21 protein-coding genes are annotated in these 24981 nt (G+C 72.8%); 8 read left to right on the top strand and 13 right to left on the bottom strand.

Annotated features, from left to right (window positions below):
• Nucleotides 1–112: 112 nt before the first annotated feature.
• Genes ABZU25_RS15545 through ABZU25_RS15520 form a run of 6 tightly spaced genes read left to right on the top strand, consistent with a single transcriptional unit; the run spans nt 113 to nt 4614 of the window.
• Nucleotides 113–790 (top strand): glycosyltransferase family 2 protein, encoded by a 678-nt coding sequence (locus tag ABZU25_RS15545; protein ID WP_355029999.1) that lies wholly within the window; start codon nt 113–115, stop codon nt 788–790.
• Nucleotides 787–1467: a DUF2064 domain-containing protein gene (locus ABZU25_RS15540; protein ID WP_355029998.1), complete on the top strand. Its 681-nt coding sequence runs from the start codon at nt 787–789 to the stop codon at nt 1465–1467. The genes ABZU25_RS15545 and ABZU25_RS15540 overlap by 4 nt, the downstream gene beginning before the upstream one ends.
• Complete coding sequence (locus tag ABZU25_RS15535; protein WP_355029997.1) at nt 1464–2177, top strand: methyltransferase domain-containing protein; 714 nt, start codon at nt 1464–1466, stop codon at nt 2175–2177. Before ABZU25_RS15540 ends, ABZU25_RS15535 begins: the two co-directional genes overlap by 4 nt.
• Nucleotides 2174–3328 carry a molybdopterin-dependent oxidoreductase gene (locus ABZU25_RS15530; protein WP_355029996.1) on the top strand — a complete coding sequence of 385 codons (1155 nt, stop codon included), beginning with the start codon at nt 2174–2176 and terminating at the stop codon, nt 3326–3328. Before ABZU25_RS15535 ends, ABZU25_RS15530 begins: the two co-directional genes overlap by 4 nt.
• Nucleotides 3325–3738, top strand: a complete 414-nt coding sequence (locus ABZU25_RS15525) for a hypothetical protein (protein ID WP_355029995.1) — start codon at nt 3325–3327, stop codon at nt 3736–3738. The genes ABZU25_RS15530 and ABZU25_RS15525 overlap by 4 nt, the downstream gene beginning before the upstream one ends.
• 33 nt (nt 3739–3771) lie before the next feature.
• The gene (locus ABZU25_RS15520) at nt 3772–4614 is read left to right on the top strand and encodes an S-methyl-5'-thioadenosine phosphorylase (protein ID WP_355029994.1); all 843 of its coding nucleotides are present in this window, start codon (nt 3772–3774) and stop codon (nt 4612–4614) included.
• Nucleotides 4615–4647: 33 nt separating this feature from the next.
• On the opposite strand, the gene ABZU25_RS15515 is transcribed toward ABZU25_RS15520, so the two are convergent.
• Nucleotides 4648–5250, bottom strand: coding sequence for a histidine phosphatase family protein (locus ABZU25_RS15515; protein ID WP_355029993.1), 603 nt, complete (start codon nt 5248–5250; stop codon nt 4648–4650).
• Nucleotides 5251–5259: 9 nt separating this feature from the next.
• Nucleotides 5260–5904, bottom strand: a complete 645-nt coding sequence (locus ABZU25_RS15510) for a transcriptional regulator (RefSeq protein ID WP_355029992.1) — start codon at nt 5902–5904, stop codon at nt 5260–5262.
• Between the two features lie 114 nt (nt 5905–6018).
• Here ABZU25_RS15510 and ABZU25_RS15505 point away from each other — a divergent pair, with 114 nt between their 5' ends.
• Nucleotides 6019–7155, top strand: a complete 1137-nt coding sequence (locus tag ABZU25_RS15505) for a PEP/pyruvate-binding domain-containing protein (RefSeq protein WP_355029991.1) — start codon at nt 6019–6021, stop codon at nt 7153–7155.
• Here ABZU25_RS15505 and ABZU25_RS15500 read toward each other — a convergent pair.
• The 5 genes from ABZU25_RS15500 to ABZU25_RS15480 all read right to left on the bottom strand — a co-directional run bounded on the left by ABZU25_RS15500 (nt 7149) and on the right by ABZU25_RS15480 (nt 12749).
• Nucleotides 7149–9269: a radical SAM protein gene (locus tag ABZU25_RS15500; protein ID WP_355029990.1), complete on the bottom strand. Its 2121-nt coding sequence runs from the start codon at nt 9267–9269 to the stop codon at nt 7149–7151. The genes ABZU25_RS15505 and ABZU25_RS15500 overlap by 7 nt on opposite strands.
• 10 nt (nt 9270–9279) lie before the next feature.
• On the bottom strand, nt 9280–10677 hold the full coding sequence (locus tag ABZU25_RS15495; RefSeq protein WP_355029989.1) for a TfuA-like protein: 1398 nt from the start codon (nt 10675–10677) through the stop codon (nt 9280–9282).
• On the bottom strand, nt 10670–11836 hold the full coding sequence (locus tag ABZU25_RS15490) for a YcaO-like family protein (RefSeq protein WP_355029988.1): 1167 nt from the start codon (nt 11834–11836) through the stop codon (nt 10670–10672). The genes ABZU25_RS15495 and ABZU25_RS15490 overlap by 8 nt, the downstream gene beginning before the upstream one ends.
• 27 nt (nt 11837–11863) lie before the next feature.
• Entirely contained in the window at nt 11864–12238 is a 375-nt protein-coding gene (locus tag ABZU25_RS15485) for a class IIb bacteriocin, lactobin A/cerein 7B family (protein ID WP_355029987.1), read from the bottom strand.
• Between the two features lie 148 nt (nt 12239–12386).
• Nucleotides 12387–12749 carry a hypothetical protein gene (locus ABZU25_RS15480; protein WP_355029986.1) on the bottom strand — a complete coding sequence of 121 codons (363 nt, stop codon included), beginning with the start codon at nt 12747–12749 and terminating at the stop codon, nt 12387–12389.
• Between the two features lie 358 nt (nt 12750–13107).
• Between ABZU25_RS15480 and ABZU25_RS15475 the strand changes: the two genes are divergently transcribed.
• Nucleotides 13108–13854 (top strand): MerR family transcriptional regulator, encoded by a 747-nt coding sequence (locus ABZU25_RS15475; RefSeq protein WP_355029985.1) that lies wholly within the window; start codon nt 13108–13110, stop codon nt 13852–13854.
• An 8-nt stretch (nt 13855–13862) separates the two neighbouring features.
• Here the strand turns inward: ABZU25_RS15475 and ABZU25_RS15470 are convergent, their stop codons facing one another.
• The 6 genes from ABZU25_RS15470 to ABZU25_RS15445 form a co-directional block, all read right to left on the bottom strand.
• Complete coding sequence (locus tag ABZU25_RS15470; RefSeq protein WP_355029984.1) at nt 13863–16895, bottom strand: ATP-binding cassette domain-containing protein; 3033 nt, start codon at nt 16893–16895, stop codon at nt 13863–13865.
• A 24-nt stretch (nt 16896–16919) separates the two neighbouring features.
• The gene (locus tag ABZU25_RS15465) at nt 16920–19103 is read right to left on the bottom strand and encodes an NHLP family bacteriocin export ABC transporter peptidase/permease/ATPase subunit (protein ID WP_355029983.1); all 2184 of its coding nucleotides are present in this window, start codon (nt 19101–19103) and stop codon (nt 16920–16922) included.
• Nucleotides 19100–19909, bottom strand: coding sequence for a hypothetical protein (locus ABZU25_RS15460; RefSeq protein WP_355029982.1), 810 nt, complete (start codon nt 19907–19909; stop codon nt 19100–19102). The genes ABZU25_RS15465 and ABZU25_RS15460 overlap by 4 nt, the downstream gene beginning before the upstream one ends.
• Complete coding sequence (locus ABZU25_RS15455; protein WP_355029981.1) at nt 19906–21369, bottom strand: SagB family peptide dehydrogenase; 1464 nt, start codon at nt 21367–21369, stop codon at nt 19906–19908. The genes ABZU25_RS15460 and ABZU25_RS15455 overlap by 4 nt, the downstream gene beginning before the upstream one ends.
• A 51-nt stretch (nt 21370–21420) precedes the next feature.
• Nucleotides 21421–23697, bottom strand: a complete 2277-nt coding sequence (locus tag ABZU25_RS15450) for a TOMM precursor leader peptide-binding protein (protein WP_355029980.1) — start codon at nt 23695–23697, stop codon at nt 21421–21423.
• 140 nt (nt 23698–23837) lie between these two features.
• On the bottom strand, nt 23838–24863 hold the full coding sequence (locus ABZU25_RS15445) for a hypothetical protein (protein WP_355029979.1): 1026 nt from the start codon (nt 24861–24863) through the stop codon (nt 23838–23840).
• Between the last annotated feature and the right edge of the window lie 118 nt (nt 24864–24981).

Below are 24981 nucleotides of genomic sequence, written 5' to 3'. Positions count from 1 at the left end.
CCGGCAGCGCAACTGTGGGACGTCAGGGACTCGTAAGATCCCCTGCCACGTAAGCGATTCGTAAGGACACACAGCGGTCCGGACGGCCCGTGGCGGGCCTAGCGTCGCCGGTATGCACACAACGATCGACGTGGTGCTGCCGTGTCTGGACGAGGCGGCCGCACTGCCTGCCGTACTGAGCGGGCTGCCACCCGGCTACCGGGCCATCGTGGTCGACAACGGCTCCACCGACGGCTCGCCGGCTGTCGCCGCCGAGTACGGGGCCCGGGTCGTCCACGAGCCGAGACGCGGGTACGGCGCGGCCGTACACGCCGGTCTGCTGGCGGCGGACGCGGAGCTGGTCTGCGTCCTTGACGCGGACGGCTCGTTCGATCCGGCCGAGTTGCCTCGGCTCGTCGCGGCGCTGCTCGACGGGCGGGCGGATCTCGCCGTCGGGCGGCGTCGGCCGGTCTCGGCGGATGCCTGGCCGTGGCATGCCCGGATGGGAAACGCGCTGGTCGCCGCGCTGCTGCGCCGGCGCGGTGTGCCGGTGTACGACATCAGCCCGATCCGGGTGGCCCGGCACGCGGCGCTCCTGGGACTCGGCGTTCAGGACCGCGCGTTCGGTTACCCCCTGGAGCTGCTGCTCCGCGCCTCCGAGGCGGGCTGGCGGATTCTCGAACTGGACGTCGCGTACGCGCCCCGGGCTGCCGGCACCAGGTCGAAGGTCTCCGGGTCGGTGCGGGGCACGGTGCGGGCGACCCGGGACTTCGCCGGAGTGTTGCGCGCCGGTGTCGGCGGTGGCCAGTGAACGTCCTGCTCCTGGTCGCCAAGGCACCGGTCGCGGGGCTGGCCAAGACGCGCCTCTGTCCACCGGCGGATCCCGCCCAGGCGGCCCGGGTCGCGGCGGCGGCACTGTTGGACACCCTCGCGGCGGTACGCGCCACCGCGGCGACCATTCCCGTGCTGGCCCACACCGGTCGGTTCGCCGATGCCGAGTACAGCGCGGAACTGAACGCCGCGCTGGCGGGCTGGCACCTCCTCCCCCAGCGCGGCGGCACGTTCGCCGACCGCCTCGCGAACGCGCACGCCGACACCGCTGCGGCCTTCCCCGGCCGAGCGGTCCTGCAGATCGGCATGGACACGCCGCAGGTCGGGCCGGCCCTGCTCACCACCGCGCTGGAGTTGCTCACCGAACGCGGGGCGGTGTTCGGGCCGGCGCTCGACGGCGGCTGGTGGGCGCTCGGGTTACGCGACCCGGCGTACGCGAGCGCGTTGCGCGACGTGCCCATGTCGACCGACGACACGGGTCGCCGCACCCTCGCCGCTCTCCGCGAGCACGGCGTACGCCCGGCGATCCTGCCGGCGCAACGGGATGTCGACGACTGGCCCAGCGCGCTGGCGGTCGCGGCCGACCTGCCCGGCACCCGGTTCGCGGCTGCCGTCGAGTCGGTGGGTGGCCACCTGGTGAGCGGACGTCGCCGGTGACGTCGACGATCAGCCTCGACGGTTTCGCTGTGGTGCTGGGCGGACTCGACGGGTGGCCCGCCGACCAGGACGCCTGCGGTACGCCGGTCGCCCCGTTGCCTCCGGTCCGACCCGAGCACTGGCTGGTGCACACCGACGGGCGACGCGACCTGTTGCCGGTACGGCGTTGGCACGGCCCGCCCGAACCGGCGATCGAGGCCATCGCCGCACGTTGCGACGGGCCGACGATCGATCTCGGCTGCGGCCCCGGCCGGCTGACCAGGGCACTCGCTCAGCGCGGTCTCGTCGCACTGGGGGTGGACATCTCCGCCGAGGCGGTACGGCTGACCCAGGGCCGGGGTGTGGTCGCCCTGCGACGCGACGTCTTCGACCCGCTTCCCGGCGAGGGGAGGTGGGCCCACGCCCTGCTCGTCGACGGCAACATCGGCATCGGCGGTGACCCGGTCCGGCTGCTGCGCCGGTGCGGCACCCTGCTCGCGGCCGACGGCACGCTGGTGGTCGAGGTGGAGCCCCCGGGAGCCGGGCTGTGGCAGGGACAGGCGTACGTGCTGTCCGGGGCGTCCGGCGACGGGGGACGCCAGGGGCCGGCATTTCCCTGGGCGCGGGTCGGGGCTGACGTGGTGGCCGGTACCGCCGCCGCCGCCGGCCTACGGGTCGCGGACCGCCTCCGGTTCGGCAGGCGCTGGTTCGCCGAGTTGGTGCGCCAGTGATCCGCCGGCCCCGCGTTCCCGCCCCCGAGGACTTCACCGCGCCGTCGCACTCACCGCTGGTCGCCGCCCGGCTCGGCCTCTGGCTCGGGGTGGCGTTCGGGCTGTGTTTCGGCACCGGACTGCTCAGCCACTACATCCAGCACCCGCCGGGTTGGTTCACCTGGCCGACCCGACCGGTCAACCTCTACCGCATCACGCAGGGTGTCCACGTGCTCTCCGGCGTCGCGGCGATCCCGTTGCTGCTTGCCAAACTGTGGAGCGTCTACCCCCGGCTGTTCGTCCGTCCGCCGCTGCGCCAGCCGATCCGGTTGTCCGCCCATGCCCTCGAACGGATCTCCGTCCTGGTCCTGGTCTGCGCCGCGTTCTTCGAACTTGTCACCGGCCTGTTCAACGTCGCCCAGTCGTACCCCTGGGGGTTCTTCTTCCCGACGGCGCACTACGCGGTGGCCTGGCTGGTGGTGGGCGCGTTGCTGCTGCACGTCGCGGTGCAGCTCCCGGTCGCCCGCACGGCGCTGGGCACGCCACTGCGGCGGAGTGCCGGTGCGGCCGGGCAGGAGGATCGGGACTCGGCCGGACGACGCGCGTTCCTGCGTACCTCGGCGGGCGTCGCCGGGATCGCCGTGCTGGCCACCGCCGGGGTCACCGTCCCGTGGTTGCGTCGGGTGTCCCCGCTGGCGTGGCGGTCCGCGTCCGGACCGCAGGGCGTACCGATCAACCGGACGGCCGCCGCCGCGCGCATCGTCGTTCCACCGGAATGGCGGCTGGAGATCGTCTGGCCGGGCGGGCGGTACGCCCTGTCCCTGGCCGACCTGGCGGCCCTGCCGCAACGCACGGCGCAACTGCCGATCGCCTGCGTCGAGGGCTGGAGCGCCTCCGCCCACTGGACCGGCGTGCCCGTCGCCCAGCTGCTCCGGCGGGCCGGCGCACCCACCGACCGACCGGTTCGCATCACCTCCCTGGAGACCGACGGCCTGTACGCCGCGAGCACCCTCCCCGCGGCCCATTCCGGCGACCCGCTGACCCTGCTCGCACTGCGGATCAACGGCGAGGAGCTGTCTCCGGACCACGGGTACCCCTGCCGCCTCATCGCGCCGAGCCGGCCGGGTGTCCTCCAGACCAAGTGGGTGGCCCGGTTGGAGGTGTTGCGGTGAGAACCGTCCGACTGCTTCTGCTCGTGCTCGGCGCCGCCGCGGCGGCGTACGGCGGTTGGCTGCTCCTCCCCCAGCTGGGCACCACAGTGCCGTGGCTTCTCGGCGGTCCGCTGCTGCACGACGTCCTGGTGGCACCGCTGGTCGGACTGGTCGGGCTGGCGCTGGGCCGACTGGTGACCAACCGGCTACGCCTGGCCTGGATCAGCGCGGGCCTGCTGGCCAGCGCCACGTTGCTGCTGATCGCGGTGCCACTGCTGTGGCGACCGCCCTCGGCGCCTCCGAACCCCGGCCTACCGGACCGCGACTACCCGCTGGGGCTCACCGCCGGGCTGGCCGTCGTCTGGGCCGTCATCGTGATCGTGCTGGTCGTCGCCACCATCGTCGGCCGGCGCGGCACGGACCGTTCCTGAGTCGGCCCCACCCGCTTCCGAAGAGAGGTGCACATGTCAGCAGGTAAGGCCTCCCCGCCGATCGGCGTGATCGGCGGATCCGGTTTCTACGAGTTCCTCGACGACGTCAGCGAGGTCACTGTCGACACACCGTACGGACCGCCGAGCGACTCGCTGTCCGTCGGGAGCGTCGCCGGGCGACAGGTGGTGTTCCTTCCCCGCCACGGACGCCGGCACGCCCTCCCCCCGCACCGCATCAACTACCGGGCCAACCTGTGGGCGCTGCGCACAGTCGGCGTCCGCCAGGTGCTCGCGCCGGGCGCCGTGGGCGGCCTGCGACCGGACCTGGGTCCCGGCGCCCTCGTCGTACCGGACCAGCTGGTCGACCGGACCAACGGCCGCGAGCAGACCTACTACGACGGGCAGCCCCGCACGGACGGGCAACTCCCCGGGGTCGTCCACGTTCCGTTCGCCGACCCGTACTGTCCGGTCGGGCGCGCCACGGTCCTCGACGTCGCCCGCACCGCCGGCTGGCGACCGGTCGACGGCGGCACCATTGTCGTCATCGAAGGGCCGCGCTTCTCCACCCGTGCCGAATCACAGTGGTACGGCCAGCAGGGCTGGTCGGTCGTGGGCATGACCGGTCACCCCGAAGCGGTGCTGGCACGGGAACTGGCAGTGTGTTACACCGCGCTGTCGCTGGTGACCGACCTCGACTCGGGCGTCGAGGTCGGTCACGGCGTCACCCAGCAGGAGGTGTTCACGGTCTTCGCGCGAAACGTCGAGCGCCTGCGCGTCCTGCTCGGCGACGCGGTGCGGGCGTTGCCGCCGGACCAGGGCGGCTGCCCGTGCGGACAGGCTCTGGCCGGTACGCAGACCGGCATCACGCTCCCCTGACAACCGGGGTCGGACGCACCGACAGCGGACTCCTCACGGGCGTGCGGCCGAGCGAAAACCGGTCCAGCGCAGGTCACCCGACAGGTGGCTCTGGTCGTTGAACATCACAAGCGTGGGCGACAGGCCGGCCCGGTACTCGATCACGGTGAGGCCGGTGTTCGCGCTGTCCAGGCCGAGCCACCGGGTCGGCGGGGCCGCCAGCACGTGCCGCACCAGCCACGCGATCGGGTACGCGTGCGTGACAAGCACTTGGTGCGAGTCCGGCTCGGTACGCTCCGGGGCGGTGGTGAACCGTCCCACCAGGGCTTGCGCTATGCGGGTGCCGGCCGCCGCCTCGGCCTCGTCGTAACCGTCGAAGAAGCCGGCCCAGGAGCGGGGCATCTCGTCCCCGGTCGGCACGTACGGCACATGGTCGATCAGTTCGGCCGCCTCGGCGACCGGCACGTCCGGCAGGTGCTTGGCGATCTCGCGCGCGCTCGCGGCGGCTCGCGGCAGCACCGAGTGCCACACCGCGTCGATCGGCAGGCGGGCGAGCCGTCGACCGAGCAGGTCAGCCTGCTGGTGTCCCACGTCGGTCAGTTCGCCGAAGGCGTCCGCCGCGCCGTGTCGCGCCAGGTAGAGATATCGGACAGCCACGGCGGAGACCTACCGGCTTCCCGATTCGGCGCCGCGAGCGATCCCGAGTGTCGACAGGAGATCTTCGTGCAGCTCCATCCACACGGCGTGGCACGACGCGACCCCCACTCCGGTCACCCACTGCCCGTCCCCCGCGCGAGCACGCCCGAGCGCCGCGTCGAACCGATCGGCGTAACCGTCGAACCGATCAAGCGCGCTCACCAGTGCGCCGGTCAGCCGGGTCAGTTCCGCGCCGATCGCGGTGAGCTCGTCCAGCACCCGGCCGTCCCACTGCGGGTCGCTGTGGTCGTTGGACGTCAACCGGTCACCCTCGACCGGCCGCAACTGCCAGTCGGTGCAGGCCCGGACCAGTCGTCCGTTGAGGATCTCGAACTCCTTGTGGACCTGCTCGACTGTCGACCGTGCGCCAGTCTGGTCCAGCTCCTCGCCCAGCTTCCGGGAGTCCTGCTCACGGCCGCGCTCGGTGAGCGTCCACCCGCTGGTGCCGGCGAACTCGACGTGTGTCACCCACCCGTACGCCTCGAAGTCCCCCAGCAGCTCGGAGGCCGTGTCCAGGTCGATGCCGGTGCGGCGGGAGACTGCCGCGTCGCTGGCCAGCCCGGTCACCCGCACGGCGTGCAGAACCGACAGTTCCGGCGCTGAGGCGTGCGTCATGGCAGTCAGCATTCAGAGTCCCGCACCGGACGTCAACGCGGCGCACATCCCCCGCACGTCGGGAATCTCCGCATTGGCGCGCGGCTAGGCTCCACGGGAGCTGAAGGGGGCCTGTTGCTGATCGACCTGACCGACGCCGAACCCGCGACGTCCGGCGGCAAGGCCGCCGCGCTCGCCCGGCTTCTCCGCGCGGGTATGCCGGTCCCACCTGGGTTCGTGGTGCCGAGCACCGCCTACCAGAGGACCGACGAGGGCCTCCCCGCGGAGCTGATCGACGAGATCGCTCAGGCGCTGCCGCGGATCGGCGACGGCCACCTTGCCGTGCGGTCGTCGGCGACCAGCGAGGACACCACCCACGCCACCGCGGCCGGGCAGCACGACACGTTCCTGGGCGTGCGCGGCCCCGATCAGGTGGCGGACGCCGTTCGCAGGTGCTGGTTGTCACTGTGGTCCGCGCGTGCCGTGGAATATCGGCGTCGGCGGGGAGACACCCGGTCGCCGTCGGTCGCCGTGCTTGTGCAACGCCTGGTGGACGCGGACGTCGCCGGGGTGCTGTTCACCGGCGACGACACCCGGATCGAGGCGTCCTGGGGGTTGGGTGCGAGCGTGGTCAGCGGCCACGTCACCCCGGACTCGTGGACGCTGACCGGCGGCGAGATCACCCGTCGGTCGCTCGGCACGAAGAAGACGCGGGTCGACCGCACTGTCACCCGCGAGGTGGCACGGGCCGACCGGGAGCGCTTCTGCCTCACCGATGACGAACTCACCCGACTCGCGCAGCTCGGTCGGCAGGCAGCCGACCTGCTGGGCGGCCCGCAGGATGTCGAGTGGGCGATCGCCGGCTCCCGGATCTGGCTCCTCCAGTCGCGCCCGGTCACCAGTGCCCTCCCTCCCGCGCCCACGGCCGGCGGTGACGGAGGCGAGGCCCTCACCGGTACGCCCGGCAGCCCCGGTCGCGCCACCGGGCCGGTGCGCGTGGTGCGTGGCCCCGCCGACTTCGCCCGGGTCCGGCCCGGTGATGTCCTCGTGTGCCGCACCACGGATCCGGCCTGGACCCCACTGTTCGGCGTGGTCGCCGCGGTCGTCACCGAGATCGGCGGCCTCCTCTCGCACGCCGCGATCGTCGCCCGCGAGCAGGGCCTCCCGGCCGTCCTGGCGGTCCGGGACGCGACGACAGCCCTGCCCGACGGAGTGCCGGTGGAGGTGGACGGCAGCAGCGGCCGGGTCGTACCTGCCCACCGACCCTATTGATCGGTCGCGAGCCGATGCCGGCGGATCAACCGCTGCCCGATGAAGGTCCGCCAGACCCGGTCGGCGACTGTCGGTTCGACGATCCAGAGCCGGCGCTGCGCCTCGGCGAGGGTGAGCGGCGCGCTGAAGAGATCCAGGAACAATCGGCTGCTGCGGTTGAGGGCGAACACCTGACCGTCGACCCGGCGGAACAGGTGCCGGTCCGCCGGCAGGTCGCCGGGGACGCCGTCCTGCTCGTCGGACCGGATCCGCCGGTACGCGTCCCAGACCTGCTCGTCGTCGCGGTCCACGAAGGAGCCGTTGGCGAGGAACTCGGTGTGCTCGTCGGTGTCGTGCCGTACCCGGTCGTGGGCGAGGACGCCCCGCACCGCGGTGCCGTACCGGTCGTGGTAGAAGAACGTGTGCGGGGTGTCGGTGGCGCCCAGCCACGGACGGTGGTAATGCCCGGGGTTCAGGCCGGCCTTGGCCTGGGCGACCTCGGCCCGCACCGCCTCGGTGACCGGCTCGTCGTACTTGAGCATCCGGACGATGTCCGATCCTTCCACCGGCCGCACATTGGTGATGCCGAACCGGTCCGGCTCCTTGGCGACGATGGCGCCCGGGGTCAACATGAAGTCGCCGAGCCCGCCGAGGGTCCACAGGTCCGGGTTGTCCCGCAGGAAGTTGACGCTGTCCAGCGCCTCTTCGCGGGTCTCGGTGGGGAAACCGGTGAAGCCCATCATCTGCACACCGATGTTGGCCTTGGTCATCGCCGTCATGGTGCGTCGTGCCTGCTCCGGCTTCGTGCCCTTGTCGATCAGGTCGAGGATGCGCTGGTTACCGGACTCGAACCCGACCGAGATGGCCACGCAGCCGCTGCGCCGCAGCAGTTCGCAGCGCTCGTCCGACCAGTATTTCTCCAGCCGGATCTCGGCACCCCAGCGGAAGTCCAGCCCGCGCTCGACGACCCGTTCGGCGAAACGCAGAATGGTCGCGGGAGCGAGCACGTCGACCGAGAAGTAGATGAACTTGGCGAACTTCGACAGCTCGGTGACGTCCGCGAGCATGGTGTCCACAGTGTCCTGCCGCCACGGGCTGGTGGGGCCGTCGGTGTTCAGGCCGTAGTCGCAGAACGTGCACTTGTTCCAGTAGCAGCCTCGGGTCGGCGAGTAGTAGACGAACCGCTCCGGGCTGAGATAGAGGTCCCAGGGCAGGCCGGAGAAGTCCGGCACCGGCACCTGCGCCAGGCGTTCGTAGCGCAGGGGCAGCTGACGCTGACGGCCGTACTTCGGGTGCAGCCGGACGTTGGGATGCCCGGCCGGGAGGGTGCCGGTCTGCACCGCGTCCAGGATCTCCGTGTACGCGCTCTCCCCCTCCCCGACCACTATCGCGTCGAAGTCGGCGAGCACCTGGAAGACGTACTCGGGTTTGCTGGCGCACTTCCAGACGTCGGAGATCTCCGTGCCACCCGCGATGAGGAAGACGTCCGGGCAGGCCCGCCGGACGAGTCGGGCGATCCAGAGCGCGAACGGGAGCTGCCACTGGTAGGTGACGCTGATACCGATCACCTGGTGTCCGCCCGCGGCCAGTCGCGGGATCAGCACGTCCTCGTAGTACGGCAGGAAGGGCCGGTTGAGCCGGGCGAGCAGCGCCTCGTCGGTCAGCGCGGCCACCGAGCCGATCGAGATCATCGGTGGCGGGTGGAGCCGGAAGCCGGCGTGGAACTGCCCGGGGAACCCGACGGTGCCGAGCGCGTCCATCCAGGAGATCACACCCTCGACGGCGTCCTGGTAGTGCCGGTAGTCGTAGAACAGGGTCGGATCCTGCAACACCCCGATGGACCGGCGCAGCCGCTCCGGGTCGGGGTCGGGCAGGCCGAGCTGATTGGCCCGGGCCATCAACGCGTCCGGGCCGCTGAGGTCGTCGATGGAGAGCCGGGACAGCTCCCGCCGTAGCCAGTCGTACGCCGACGGGGTGTACGAGTGGTGGAACGCCTCGATGTTGGCGTCGATGATCTCCGCCGGCCGGTGTCCCTGTGCCCGGGCGTACGAGTCGAGGTAGTTCAGGGAGTGGTATCCCGAGGTGGGATCGGTCAGTGGGGGGTAGATCAGTGCCGCCTTCACGGTGCCGCTCATCGACTCCTCCTCAGCCGACCCGGACCGCTGAACCGGCCAGGGTGTCCTCCTGCGCGCAGATGGCCACCGCCGGCAGTCGCGGGGCACCGAACGCCTTGACGTACGCGACAAGCGGTTCGGCGGCGTACCGGAACGCCGCCAGGTCGACGAAGCCCCGGTCCCAAGCCTCCGCTTCCAGCCCGTCGACGGCACAGCCCCACAGCCTCGCGAAGAACGCGTCGACGACCTCGGTGCGGAAGTGCAGCCGACCACCCGGGCGGCGGTGCCCCGTCGTACGCGGAACGAGCGTCTCGTTCAGCGACGCCGCGGTCGCCGCGACCTGCCGCGCCGCGGCGAGCATCGCGGGGGTACGCAGCGGCGCCGCGACCATCCACAGCGCCAGGCTGCGGTACGGCGTGGTACCGAACGCCCGCACCAACACCCGCAGCACCGCCTCCGGATCGCCGAGATCCCGTTCCCGGTCGGTCAGCCAGTCCCACCCGGTCGGCAGCGCGGCGGTCAACCCTCGCTGGCGGGCCACCTCGCGGGCGCGCTGCTCGACCATCGGGTCGGCGATGTCGACAGCGGCCAGCCCGGCCAGCACTCCCCGCCGGTGCCAGGTCGCCGACTCGGGGTGCAGCAGCATCAGCACCGCGGCGACCTCCCGGTCGCTGACCCAGTGCCCGCCGACCGACTCGCCGGCGAAGCGCGATCGCCAGCTGTCCAGGAAGCGGGTGTGCAGGTTGTCGATCGGCTGGTCGCCGGCGTGCGCCGGGCACAGCTCGGGCGCGTTGTCCGCCGCCATCGACAGCAGCAGCCGGGCGTCGGCGCCCTTGGCGTCGGAGGGGTCCCGCCGGTGCCACGTCAGGAACCGGTCCACGACGGCCGCCGCCTCGGGGGGTGCGCTGCGCTCCAACGCCCGGTACGACCGCCGCCGGAAGGGCAGCTCCCGGCCGATGTCCAGCAGCAGCACCGCCTCGGCGTCGCTGAGCACGCCGGCCGTGACGGCGCGGCGCAGCGCGACCCGGATGTTCACCAGCGGGACGCTCAACGCGCGGTGGCCTTCCTCGGCGGGACCGTGCACGACCGCCACCTCGTCGTCGCCCGTGACGACCCCGTCGCGGTAGAGCTGGAACACCTCGCCCACGCCACGCATCCCGAACGGCCACAGCTCGGCGGCGCGCAGCGCGCCCATGCTGGCGGCGCCGGCCACCGTCACGCCGCGGTCGAGCAGGTGGAGGATCTCCCGGTGGCGGACCGGCGGGTGTTGCAGGAAGAACCCGTCGATGACGAGGACCCGGTCGCCGGGGGCGACGTCCAGGCGGAGCAGGTCGCCGTGCGCGACGGGCGGCAGCACCACAGCGTCGGGCAGCAGCCGACCGACCTCGTCGGCCGGCAGGCTCGGACCGATGAAGACGACGTCAGTCACGGGGCACTCCTGGTCGGATACTCAGGGCCCGCTCGTCGAACATCCGCAGGCCGGGGGCGAACACCTTGCTCACCGGAATGCCGATGTCGTCGTGCGTCAGGTCGACGCTGAACGGCTCGACGCCGGTGACCCGCTGCACCCGCGACGCCAGCTCGCGCAGCACCTGGGTCACGTCCCCCACCGGTGGCGAATCCCGACGGACCGGCCGGACGGGCCGGTCGACGGTGGGTGGCGGCACCGGCGGTGCGCCGACGTCGTGGTACGCGGTGGCGTCGATGTCGTCCCGCGCTCCGGAGACCATGACCAGCCGCGACTGCGCCGCCTCCGCCATGGCCCGACCGACGGCGATCTCGGGGTCCACGTGGCAGCCGAAGCCGCCGAAGGTGACAGGCAGGTCCGGGGACCAGATCGAGGCGGCGTAGCAGGGCACGTCGACCGCGTTGGTGATGTCGCAGACCTCCACCCAGCAGCCGGCCCGCAGCAGCGCCTCGTGCACCGTGCGGGTCGTCGCGTTGGTGGCGGTGCCCGGGTCGGCGTAGGTGCGATCGGCCAACGGCGAGGTGCAGTACGGGGCGATGCAGTCGCGTTCGACGACTTCCAGCAGGGCGTGCAGGCTGGCCTCGGCGAAGGTGTTCCCGGTGGCCAGCCCGTTGCTGCTGGGGGTGAACAGGGCCCGGTCCCAGCCCCGCCGGACGGTGAAGTCGAGTTCGATGGTGGCGCGGGGCACCAGGCAACGCGCACCGGTCACCAGCCCACGGCCGGCCACCCAGTCGAGCGCGACGGCAGGGGTCAGGGGTGACCGTTCCGCCAGGTGCAGCCACCGGACGTCGTAGGGCAGGTCGAGCGCCTCGGCCGGGGACCGGACGACGGTCCCCGGCCGGAGGTTCTCGGCATGCCAGGACTCGATGCTCTCCATGACCGCGCTGACCCGGGCCTGCGTCGCCGTGGCGCCGGTGCCGACGCTCACCGCCATGGTGGCTCCGACCGGCCGGTAGGCGACGTGCACCGGTAGGCCGATCTCGTCGAGCCGGGTGATGTCGGCGACCCGGGTGATCCGGAACCGGTCGAGCAGGCCCCCGATCCGTTCCCAGGTCTGCTCCACGGTGGCCGTCCGGTAGGTGCCGGATCGGAAGGCGATGCTCTCGGTCGTGTCAGTCATCGAGGCTCCCGGCGGGGGGTGGGGAACTCAGAGGATGAGGACGGCGATGATGTTGACGTTGTTGTCGGCGATCGGGGCGACGCCGCCGGCGACCGTCTCCAACTCGGCCTCGGTCAGCTCGTTGAGGTCGACAAGCGGCACCTCGGGCACGTGCAGCACGTGCAGGCCGGGTGTGCCGGCCCAGTCGGCGACGATCTGGTCCTTGGTGTAGAGCGTGGCGGGCTGGGCGCGGTCGACCTCGACCCGGGAGCCGGCGGCGACCGGCAGGCCGGCCGCCGTCGCGTAGCCGGTCGGGTCGGCGAGCAGGCGCTGCAGTTCCTCGTCGCTGCGCCACACCGCGGTGACCAGTTCCGAGTACTTGGTCACGAACCTCGCGCCATATTCCTGTTCGTCGTTGCTCATCGTTCGGTCCTTTCCTCGGGGGTCGCTGCAAGACGGGGGTCGATCGCTGTGGCGAGAACGCTACGAAGATCGAGGTTCGACAATCAACGATTTCGGCTTACTGCCATCAGAATCTGCCGTGCCGACCGGTGGGCGGCAGACATCGGTGTCAGGTGCAGCAGCACGGGCAGCAACAGGCGCAGCTGGGGTCCAGGCCGGCGACGACGCTGTCCAGTTCGTCCTCGGCCAGCTCCGCCTGGGCCACCGGCAGCAGCGACGGCACGAAGAGTACGAAGATGCCGGTGGTCCCCGCCTGCTGCCACGACTCGACCTGCACCTCCAGGTCCGGATCGGCCTCGGCCACGTCCCGGACCACCCGGACCTGCACATCCTCGGAGAGTTGAAGCCCGTAGCCGGCGAGGAACCCCCGCGGGTCCCGATCGAGCGCCTGCTCCTTGACCGGGTCGGCCCAGACGTCGGCGACCAGCCGGCTGTACGCGGCCACGAAGACCGCTCGATCGACAGGTGTCACACCCTGCTCCCTTCAATGGTCCGCCGCCCGGCGGCGGCGACAGGCAGCGCGGGAGGTTCCGGGCCGCCGGTTTCGCCTCATCGTGGGTCACCGGTGGATCCGGTCCGCCCACAGCGCGGGGATTTCATCGAATGTGGCCGCGAAAAGGTCGCGCTGCGGCGAAAGCCGGGTAATTGAGAATCAGCGACTTGCGGCGGGCGAACAATTCTAATGAGCCGCACCACTGTGGACAAGTAGTAATTCCTCGCCTGTCATCCGCCCGGTGCCCGCACCTACGCTGCGATCGGCGGACCGCCCAGGAGTGACAGCGGTTCGACGGGGTGCCGTGTTTCGTCACCGAGTGCTGCCGGAGGCCACCGTGACCATCGACGAGGTGACGACGACGCCCGGCGGCCCGGCCGGGTACAGCGTGGAGGAACTCGCCCGCAAGGTCGGGATGTCGCCGCGCAACATCCGAGCCCACCAGGCCCGGCGACTGCTGCCCCCGCCGGTGCGGCGCGGTCGGGCCGCGCTCTACGACGACTCCCACGTCCGCCGGCTGGACGCGATCCTCGCCCTGCAGCGGCAGGGCTTCAACCTGGTGTCCATCGAGGCGATGCTGGGGGTCCGGGCCAGTGACGAGGCGCCCGACGGGCTGACCGCGATGCTGCAACGCCTGACCGCCGACCGTCCCGCGCTGGCCCACGCGCTGACCCGGCACGGGGTGATCGGCCGGACCACCGACGGCACCGTCCGCACGGTCCGGCCACGCCCGCTGCGCGCCGCCCTCGACCTGCATCGGGTACGCGTGGGCACGGTGCCGGCCCTGCAGACCCTCAGCGAGGTGCTGGACAGCCTCCGGCCGGTGGCCGACGAGCTGGTCGCCGCCGTCACCGCCCGACTGCTGACCCTCGCTCCGGAGCTGGTACGCGGCAGCGCCCGGTCGTCCTGGGCCGATCTCGACCGGGAAACCCTGCTGTTGACCCAGGGCGTGGTAAACGTGCTCACCGAGGCGTTCCGGCTCGCCGTGGAGAACCAGTCGGAGGCGCACGTCGCCGAGCTGCTGGAGAACCACCTCGACACGGACGTGTGCCTGGAGGACAGCACGGTCATCGACAACGGCTGACCGACCCGTCAGCCTGTCGCGGGTTGTCCGTCCGCCTGCCGGCTCTCCACCACGGCGTCAGACCGAACCGGATCGGTGAGCAGTTGCCGCCGCGCCAACCTGTGGAACAGCCCTTCCGGGTCCTCCATCAACTCGTCGAAGGTGCCCCGCTGGACGATCCGGCCCGCTTCGAGGACCACGATGGTGTCCGCCGCACGGACCGTGGACAACCGGTGGGCGATGACCACCCGGGTCGCGGCGAGGGCCGCGGTGCTCCGGCTGACCACCTCCTGGGTCCGGTTGTCCAGTGCGCTCGTCGCCTCGTCGAGGAAGATGATCCGGGGCAGGGGGGCCAGCGCGCGGGCGATCAGCACCCGCTGCCGCTGCCCGACGGAGAGCGTGCCGCCGCCGAACGGCACCATCGTGCTCATCCCCATCGGCAGCGCCTCCAGGTCGTCGGCGAGGCCCGCCATCCGGGCCGCCTCCCAGACCTGGTCCAGTGGGAAGCTGCCGGCGCCACAGATGTTGTCCCGTACCGAGCCGGCGAAGAGCTGGCCGTCCTGCAGGACCACCCCGCACTGCCGGCGGACCGCGTGCACGTCGAGTTCGGAGAGGTCCTGGCCGTCGTAGAGCACCGCGCCCTGCTGCTGGCGTTCGAAACCGAGCAGCAACCGGAGCAGTGTGGATTTCCCGCAGCCACTCGGTCCGACGATGGCGACGAACTCACCCGGGCGGACGTGCAGGTCGATGTCGACGAGCACCGGCGGCTCGTCCGGCTGGTAGGCGAAGGTGAGCCGGTGCAGCGCGACCTCGCCGCGCAACTCGCCCGGGTCCACCCGGTCCGGACGTGCCTCGGGTTCGGCGCGCAGGATCTCCCGCAGGCTGCCCAGCCGGGGCACCGCCGCGATCACCTCGACCCCGGCCGACACCAGCACCAGCAGCCCGCCGAGCAGCATCGCGAAGCCGACGTTGAGAATGAAGAAGTCGGCCGGCGCGACCCGGCCGGCGAGCGGCCCCATCAGCACGGCGAACAGGACCAGTTGACCGGCGACCGGCAGCACGGTGCCGAAGGCGACAAGGCCCGCCTGACTCTGCCGGACCCGTTGCAGCGATGCGCGGGCCGCCGCGGCCACCTCCGACCAGCGCGCGTGGGCCCGGGTCTCGGCGGCGGCCAGTTTGATCTTCACGATGCCGCCGAGCAGCTGGTTGGTCATCGCCGCCGCCCGGTGCTCGGCCGGCAGCGCGGACCGTTGCTGACGGACGATCAGGACGGCGAACGCACTGAAGGTCAGCATGGTGACGGCGACGATCCCCGCTCCCCACAACCCGAGCACGGGCTCGACCACAAGGAGCATGCCGAGGGTCACCGCGACCGTCGCGGCCGCCGAGACGAGTTGCGGCAGCAGCGCGCTCAGCGCCTCACCGACGAACGAGATCCCCAACATCGAGTTGGCGATCTCACCACTGCTGCGACCGGTGAAGAACCGGGCCGGCAGCCGCATGAGCCGGTCCCAGATCGCCAACTGCGCGCCGGACTGCAGCCGGCCGTCCAACCGCAGCAGACGCAGGTTCTGCACCACACCCACCAGCCCCGCGACCACCGCCGCGCTGAGCATCAGCGCGACGAAGCCGAGGAGGCCGGTCACCTCGCCCTGCCGGGCCAACTGGCCGAGCACCTCGCCGGTGGCCAGCGGCACGCCCAGGCCCAGCAGCGCCACGCAGATGGCGGCGAACAGCAGACCCCGCACGTCACGGGCCGCGCCGACCAGCCCGGCCCGCAGCAGGTGGCGCATCCGAGCGGTCGGCGGCAGCGGCGCCTGCACCTCGGTCGCCTCGGCGGCGAACGTCGCGGCCACCGTCGCGTCGATCGGAGCGTACGACCGGGTGTCCGGGTCGACGTGGTGGTAGCGGCCCCGGCGGAACACCAGCGGCACCGCGAGGGCGTGCTCCGGGTCATCGCCGGCCCGCCACCCCACCAGCGGACCCAGGTCCCGCCGCCACCAGCGGTCCGGCAGCCGCACCGCACGGAGGAACAGGCTGGACGCCCGGGTCACCGCGTGCACCGCCGCCCGGTCGTCAAGCGGCGCGCGGCTGCGGTCGGCCGGCTCGTTGATCGGGCTGCCCATCCCCTCGGTGACCACCCGGAGCACCGCGGCCGCCCGCCCGTACCGGTCGAAACCGGCCTCGGTGTCCGGGACCGGAACCGCGCCGCCCGCGCCGATCACCCCGATCGACCGGCGGGCCGCCGCGGCGAGCACCGCCGCGTCGGCCTCCCGGCGCCGCTGCACGGCGCTCAGCAGGGCCGCATCGGCCTCCTCGATCCGGGTCTCCACCATCCGCAGCAGCCGAGCCACGTGCTGGTCGACGGCCGAGCGGAGCTGACCGTTGACCAGCAGGTCCCAGCTGCCGTGGCTCTCCACCGCGCAGGACGACTCGGCCACCACCCAGTCCCGCTCGGTGACCAGCAGCAGCTCCCGCTCCCCCGACATCTCCGCCGGGCCACCGTCGTTGCGTCGCAGCTGCCCGCCGGCGCTGCGCAGCCACCAGGCGCCGCCGGTGGAGGTGAGGGCACTCCCCTGCGCCAGCGACATGATCTCGCTGCCACACAGGGTGGACGCCTCCCGGGGAGCCTGCCCCCGGCGCAGCGCGTCGGCGACGGTCACCAGCACCAGGTCCACCGCCGCGACCAGCTCCGTCGCGGCGGTCCGCGCCCGCAGCGACGCCCCCTCGTCCGCCACCCGGCCGAGCCGGACGTGCCGCTCCAGCAGGGACAGGTGACGCCGGGACAGCCCGCGCAGCTCCGTGCCGGGCAGCGGCACCAGGATCAACTGCCACGCACCGATCGCCGTGGACGTCGGCACCAGGCCACCGGCGGGCAGCCGGGCCACATGGTGGCGACGCGAGGGACTCATCCCGGCCCGGCGCACCGCGAACAGGTCGGCCTCGCCCCCGGTCACCAGCCAGCCGGCCACCGGACCGTCCAGGCGGCAGACCTCGCGTACGCCGTCCGCACAGAAGCCGATCAGGCCGCCGGCCGGGGAATTCTCCACCGCGCCACTCATCAGCGTCTCCTCGGATCGTCGTGGTCAGTGGTCCCGGACCAGGCGCGCGTACGCCCCGTCCTGGGCGACCAGTTGCTCATGGGTGCCGCGCTCGACCTCCCGACCGCCGTCCAGCACCACGATCAGGTCGCAGTCGCGGACCGTGGACAGCCGGTGGGCCACGATCAGGCAGGTCGCCCCCCGACGGCGCAGGTGCATGTCGATCCGGCGTTCGGTCTCGGCGTCCAGCGCGCTGGTGGCCTCGTCCAGCACCAACACCCGGGGGTTGCGGACGAGCGCTCGGGCGATCTCCAGCCGCTGCCGCTGGCCACCGGAGAAGTTGCGGGCGTTCTCCCGCACCGGGCTGCCCAGGCCACCCGGGCGGGCCGCGACCTCGTCGTAGAGGCACGCGTCGGTCAGCGCGGTGACGACGTCCTCGTCCGCGACAGTGAGGTCCCACATGGTGACGTTGTCCCGGACCGTCCCCTCGAACAGCCGTTGGTCCTGGTCCACCATGGCGACGGTGGCCGCCCAGAGGCCGTCGTCGGCCGCCGACCGCTCCACTCCGTCCACTGTGACCCGCCCGGTCCAGGGACGGTAGAGACCGGCGACCAGCCGGCCCACCGTCGACTTGCCACTGCCCGACCGCCCGACGAGCGCCACCCGGGCACCCGGCGGCAGGTCCAGGCTGAAATTCTCCAGCAGGGGACGGCCCAGCGGGTTGTAACCGAACGTGACCTCCTCGATGCGCAGGTGCCCCTCCATCGGTGTCAACGGGCGGGCGGGTCGGTCCTGGGTCGACGGCAGGGGATACCGCTCCACGTCGCGCAGCCGGTTGAGGTCGGCGCTCATGTCCTGCAACCGCGAGCCCAGCGCCGTCAGATTGCCCAACGGGCGGTTCATCGCGGCGGCCAGGCTCTGCATGCCCACCAGCACGCCGACGCTCATCGCCTCCGCCACGACCTGCCGGCTGCCCAACCCGAGCAGCACCGCTGTGGTCCCCGAGGCGAGGAGCGCCGGCAGGACGGAGAGCACAGCGGTGGGCACTCCCAGCCGCTGCTGACGGGTGGCGACGGTGGCATGGCGGGCGGCGAACCGGGCCACCGCGCGTTCCTCCTCGCCGCCGGCCTTCACCGTCTCGATCATCTGCACCGTGGTGTAGACGGTCGTCACCAGCTTGCTGCGATCCGCCTGCAGGCCGGCGACGGCGGTCGACCGGGTCGAGGCGACATAGCGGAGCACGCTGACGTTCAACCCGGCGAGGACCACCGCGCACAGTCCGAGCAGCAGGTCGTACTGGCAGAGCAGTGCCCCGTACGCCAGCACCAGGCCGGTGTCCACCACGGTGGTGGCCGTCCGGCGGGTGAGCACCTCGGCGACCACCTCGTTGCCGCGGACCCGCTGGCTGAGATCGGCGGCCTGCCGCTGGTCGAAGAAGGCCGGCGGCAGCCGCAGCAGATGTCGGAAGAACCGGGCGGCGCTGGCGAGGGCGAGGGCCGTCTCCGCGCGTACGGTCAGGCGTTGCTGGAGCAGGCTGGCCAGGAAGGTCAGCACGGTGGCCACCGCCACCGCCGCCACCAGGCCGGCGAACGCGGCCCGATCCTCCTGCAGCAGCACCCGGTCGACGAAGACCTTGGCCATCACCGGGATGGTCAGACCGACCACGGCGATCAGCAGGCCGAGCAGCAGCATCTGCGCGATCGCCGAGCCGGGGCCGCGCCACCGCTCGGCCAGCGCCCGGATCAGCCGGTAGCGGGTGCCGCCGGGCCGGAACTCCGGGCCGGGCTCCATGGTGAGCACGATGCCCGTGAAGGCGCCGTCGAACTCCTCCCAGCTCACGGCGCGGGGACCGGTGGCCGGATCGTTGATGAAGACCTTGCGGCCGAGCCCCTCCAGCACCACGAAGTGCTCGAACCGCCAGAACAGCACCGCCGGCAGCGCCACGGTGGCCAGGCCGGCCAGGTCCATCTGGAAACCCTTGGCCACCATGCCGTACCGGCGGGCGCCCTTGAGCACGGTGGCGGCGGTGGAGCCGTCCCGGCTCACCCCGCACACCCGGCGCAACTCCTCCAGGGGAACGTGCCGACCGTGGTGCGCGAGCAGGATTCCCAGCGCGGCGGCACCGCACTCCACCGCCTCCATCTGGATCAGGGTGGGCGTGCGGACCCGTCGCCGCCGGATCCTGGGGAGTCCCGTCGCGCCGCTGGCGGCGGTCGTCGGCGCGCTCATCGCCGCAGCAACCAGTCGATCGGGTGTTCCCGGTCCACAGTGAACCAGGCGGTGACCTCGCTTGCCGAGTTGAGCTGGAACGGCGGCGGGGACCTGGTCCAGCGCAGGCCGCCCGGGGCGGCCGGGTCGGGCTCCAGGGCAACAGTGACCCGGACCACGCTGCCGCGGGCGAGCAGCCGCCGGACGTCCGGCCCGGTGCCCAGGAAGGCGCGCAGCGAGGCCTCGGTCTCCGGGAACGCGCCGACCGTGGTCACCTGGCCGGCGAGGGTGCCGAACACGTTGCGCGGCGCGGCCGCGGCGGCCACCTCGACGGACACCCCGGGTTGCAGCAGCGGCGCGGCGACGGCCGGGGCGTAGACGACGGCCTGCAACGCGTCCCCGGCGGTGTCGAGCCGTTCCAGGTCGGCCAGGTGCGTGCCCGGGGTGACGATCTCTCCCTCGGAGACCAGCCAGGCGACGACGTACGCGTCACCCGGCGCGGTCTCCACCCGCACCTTGCCGTCCGGTGTGCGCAGGCTGTAGAGAGGGGTGCCCTTCGGCACCCGCTGGTGCGGTGCCGCCCACACCTTGGTGACCTGGCCGCTGTCGAGCGCGTCGAGGGCCGAGATCCCGTTGGAGTGGATCAGCACCCCGGCCGCCTCGACGGTCCGGGGCACCACGGTGCGCACCGACCAGACGCCCGCCGCGACCACGACGATGACCAGCGCGGTGGTGGCCAACCAGTTCGGCACCGTGGTCAGCCGGACCGCCCGGTCCAGTTGTTCGGGCGCCTCCAACTGGCGCAGCGCCTGCCGCCGGAACTTCATGACCGGCCCCCCGCTCCGGGCGGGCCGGTGACGCGCCGCGACCCGAGCAGGAAGTCGGCCACGCTCGGCTCGACAAGCGGGTCGAGCCCGGACAACTCGGCGAAGGCCTGGGAGTCACCGGCGCCGAGAGCGCACGGGGCCAACCCCATGGCGGTGGCGACGAGATACATCTGCTGGGTCAGCACACCCGCGTCCTTGAGAATCATGGCGTAGCTCATCCCTTCGTACTTCCACATCAGCCGCTGGACCCGGGCGGTGACCACCAGGACCGTCTGCGGCGGCCGAGGCAGGGCGCCGGCCGCCCGGGCGTACGCCAGCAGCCGGTCCGCGGCCGGTCCCCACCCGGCGACCGGCTCCAGCCGGTGCCCCATGGCGTCGTAGTGGTAGAGCCCGGGGTCGAGCCCCGCGCAGCGCGCGACCAGTGGGTAGATCTCCAACTCGTAGACCCCGCCGCCGCCCGGGTAGGGCCGGTGGCCGACCTCCTGGCCGCCGGCCTCACCGACGGCCCTGGTGTGCTGCGATCGGTGCAGGAATTCCGCCAGCCGTTCCAGGGGCAGCGGCGCCGCGTCGTCGTGATCGCGCACGCTGTGGCGGTCCGTGACGACCTGACTGAACGCGGGGTCCGCCTTGGCGATCGTCGCCAGGTCCGGCAGCGGCAACTCGACCGCCCGCCCCCCGTCGTACGGGCGGCGCAGCGGTTGCGGCGCGAAGCGTTCCCGCATCCGGTAGGTGCCACCGACCGGCAGCGCGTGTCGGCCGGCCCGGGAGCGGTGGTGCAGCCGCAACTCCTCCGGTGACCAGTAGGCCAGCGGCGCGTTGTCGCACTCCGCCTCGAACTCGGCGTCGGTGACCAGGATCCGGGCGGTGGCCAACTCGTCGAGCACCCGCCCGGCGACGTTCGGCGGCACGCCGAGCGTGCGGGCCACCGTCTCGGGGCCGACGCCCGGCGCGGCGGCGGCCAGTACCGCGCCGACGGCGTCGTCGGCGCAGCCGACAACGAGGGTGCTCAGCGGTGATGCGGCCACCAGCATGCCCCGTTCGTGCTGGAGGGCGGCGAAGCGGGAGAGCCGGTAGCGGACCCCGGGTGTGTGCAGTCGGCTCTCCGGCAGACTGCCCCGACCCAGGCCGGTGGGCACCAGGTCGAGCAGCGGCCGATCGTCGACCTGGACGCGGCGCTCCAGCCAGGAGTGGGCGAGCAGCCGGCGCAGCAGCAACTGCGCGGGCAACACCCGGTTCTCCCCCTCCAGCCCGCTGATCAGCCGGCCGACCTCGACGTCGTTGACCCAGTCGGCGGCGAGCCGCAGCAGCAGCGCCCGCCGGCCCATGCCCGGTTGTTCCAGGGTGAGCTGGAAGCGGGTCTGCCGCAGGGTCAGCGAGCCGTCCTCACCGAGTCGCAGCTCCGCGTCACGGCGCAGCCGGTACGACTCCTGCACCGGCGGACCGCCGACGGAGCCGCTCACGACGGCCGCCCACCGGCCGGGTCCACCACGGTGGTCATCCGCGCACCCCCACTAGAAGAAGACATTCAGCGGATTGGCCGACGTCTCGTCGACGGCCAGCGGATCCCGACCGAGGCGGGCCGGCACGTCCCACAGGCGGCCGGGACCGAGTCGACGCCAGAAGTGCCGCAGGCCCGGCACGACGACCTTCACCACCGCCAGGTCGACGTCCGGACGGGACTGGTCGACGACGATCACCTCCAGGCCGGCCCGCTCCGCCCGGCGTACGCACCGACGCACGTCGTCCCCGACGTCGCCGGTGGTCAGCGCCGGGTGGTCCGCCGCGGTGCGCGGCGCCCGGGTGGGGTCCGGGGCCAGCCAGGGCTGGTCGACCACCCGCACGGTGCCGAACCAGCGCGCGGTGTCCGGGTCGTCGACGCCGTACCGGTTGCCGGCGGTGGCCGGTCCGGCCACGGCGGGCAGGAACTGGTTCACCTCGGTGAGCGCCCGGGTCAGCGCGACCCGCGCGTCCAGGTGCGCACCGAAGCCGACAAGCACGTCCTCCGGCCCCGCACCGACCCGCCGGGACACCGCGGCGAACGCGGGTACGCCGAGGTCGGCGGTCAGGTCGAGGGCCCACAGCTCGCGGCCGAGGGCGGTGGCGTGGTGGTCGACGCAGGCGGCGGTCCACGGGTCGGCGAACGAGGCGAGGTCGACCCCGGGCATCCGGGAGCGGTGGTACCACCACAGGGCGACGCTGTCCCGCTCCACGAGTTCGCAGAAGCCCTGCACGATCGCCTCGGACCGGTTGCCGCCGGCCGCGCAGCCGTTCGAGTCGGCCGAGCACACGCCCAGCCCGGTCAGCTCCGGATGCCCGTACCAGCAGTGCGCGGCGGGCAGCTCGCGCGGTGTCTGCCGGGTCAGCGACCAACCCGTGGTCCAGTCCAGCTCCACCTCGTCGGGCAACGGGCGGGGGATGCGGTGCAGGTGACCCAGGTCGGGGTTGAGCCGGTCCCGGTCGGCGTACTGGCGTTCCGAGAACAGCAGCAACTCCCGCAGGTGCACAGCGCGCTCCGGGCCGAGCTGCCGGTAGGTGGCCCGGTGCACCGGGCGGTCGCCGCGCCACACCCCGCAGTAGCGCTCCACCGCCTCCCCGACCGCGCTCATCCGGGCCTGCAGGTCGGTCCGGCCCTTGCCGCCGCTCTGCCCACGCAGATTGCGGCGCAACGCGGCGAGCTGGCGGGGCTGGGCGAAGTTGTGCCCGGCCGAGTAGGTGTGGGTGACGCCGTTGTCGGTCGCCTCCAGCGAGGTCAGCCGGCTCACCACGCCCAGATACCGGCTGACGTGGTGGGCGAGCGCGGCGTACGCCTCGGCGGGTTCGCGGGTGCGGGAGTCCCCCGCTCGACTGGGCTGGGTGCCGCTGGGGGGCAGGTCGATCCGTGGCTCGGCCTTGCCGACGAGGTCCGGGTCGCCGCAGGCGGGGCACTGCGGCTGGCGTACCAGTTGGTGGCTCTCCGTGCTCAGGTCCCGGGTGTCCAGGGCGACCATCCGGCCGGTGAGGCGGGGCGACGTGCCCCGGACGGCCAGCACGGCGAGTTCGGCGGCGAGTAACCCGGCCGCCATGGTGGCCAGTCCGGGCAGGACCGCGCGACCTGGCTGCGGCAGCGGAGCAGCCAGCTCCTGCCCGTCGAGGAAGGCGTTCACCTGTTCGTTCTCCTGCCACCGTTGCCGCAGGCAGACCCAGCAGCCGGTGCGGCCCGGCACGAGGTGCGGCCCGAGGAAGACGACGTTGCCGTGTGGCCGGGCCAGCGTCCAACCGCGACCGGTGGCCAGGTGGCGGTCGTTGATCAGCGCCAGCCGGGGGTCGAGCATCGACGACGGCAGCACCAGCACCTGGGCGGTGTCCGGGTCGGGTTCCGTCGGGTCCGGCCCGACCACTGTCACGGCGAGCCCGAGGGCGCGCAGCGCGTCGGCGGTCTCGGCCACCCGGGGCGCACCGAGGTCCACGATGGTGACCGCTCCCCCGGCCATCCACCGCTGTCCGGCCTGGGGTGGGACACCCCGGGCGTCCCAGCCGGCGGCCACGGCCGCCGAGGTGCGCGCCGGGCCGGACACCAGCAGGCCGTGGTCGCGCAGCCGGGCGAGGGCGGCGGCGACGGCGGCGACCGGGTGTCGGGTGGCCAGCCGAGCCACCACGTCGGCCAGCGGCGCGGCACCGTCGAGCTGGTCGGTCAGGTCCGCGGCGACCGGGTCGTCGATGAGCAGGCTGCGGGTCTCCCCCAGCACCACGAGCGGACCGTCGGGCAGCCGCACCGGCACGTAGTCCGATCGGAAGCGCGGACGCCACATGGTTCCTCCCGAGCCTGGTGGCCGGACCGCCGGCCCCGCCGGCGATCACGGCTGCTGCCATCGTCGCGGTCCCGGGCGTCCGATCCGAGTGATGCCACCGGTTTCTGCCGCCGGCGGCGTCGTGGACGCTCGGTGGCCGGTCAGCCGGCGGTGACGGTCAGCGCGGTGTCGTTGAGCCCCAGCACCGACGTGCCGGCGGCCTGCGCCGGCACGAGCAGCACGAAGGTCTCCACCCGGGTGACCCGGACCGACTTTCCGCTGGCCGCGGTGCGATGACCGGTGGCGATCAGATCGGGGCTCTGCGGCGCCATCTGGACGGTGGCCGGGCCGCCGGGCGCGGGACGCAGCGTGTCGGTGGCGTGGATCGTCAGGAAGGTCAGCGTGCCGGTCGGCACCGCGACCGCGCAGTCCGACCACTCCGCCCGGTCCATCGTCCGCTGCACCGCCGCGCCGGCACCTGCGAGCTGCTGCCCGTAGACCTCCCAACCACCGGCGAACTGGCCGTCGAGCAGCGGGCTCGACGCGACGAGGGACCGGTTGCCCGTCGTGGACCCGATGCTGCGGGCGAACACCTCGGCGGCGAGGGCCCGGCGGCTGGTCTCGTCCAGGGCGGTACCGCCCGCCGTGGCCGGTCGGCCGTCGATGCTCCGGGCGACCACCAGCGAGGGTTGGGTGACCTGCACGTTGTGGCTGAGCTTCCACTGGCCGTCGGCGCCGCGCACGAACTGGCTGACGTCGGTGGGAGACAGCTCCGAGCCGGTCAGCCGGAGGGTGGCGGTGGCGAGGAAACAGGTCGGGTCACCGGGCGGCACCGCGAAGGCCGGGTTGATGTGCTGGAAGGACGGTTGCGTCCGTTGGTTGTAGGTGGCTCGGCGTGCCGCGGCGATGCTGAGGTCCAGTGCGGGCGGAGCCTCCTGGGCCCGCAGCGCCTCGACGTCACCGGCCACCGAGGCCGCCGAGTCGGCCTGGTCGAAGGCGGTGAGCACCAGCGCGGCCCGGTCCCGACCGAAGGTCGCCGGATCGTGGGGCGCCGGGGTGGCCGCGTCCACCGGCTCGCCACCACAGCCGGTCAGCACGAGCAGCGCCACAGTGGCGGCGGCGAACGGCATCGCCGGCACCGGCGCGGTGAGGGTACGCGGGCTCCTGACGGATCTTCTGCCCAGCATCTCGTCCTCCATCCACCACCGGTGCACGGGAATCGCGCCCGATGCAGTCGAGTATGTGAGCGGCTGTCGGGCCACGACGGCGGCGGCGCGGCCTCGTGCTGCCCGGCCTGTCGACGTT

This window comes from Micromonospora sp. NPDC005215 (assembly GCF_040607915.1).
Taxonomy (GTDB): domain Bacteria; phylum Actinomycetota; class Actinomycetes; order Mycobacteriales; family Micromonosporaceae; genus Micromonospora.
This window is presented reverse-complemented; position numbering and strand designations above follow the sequence as displayed.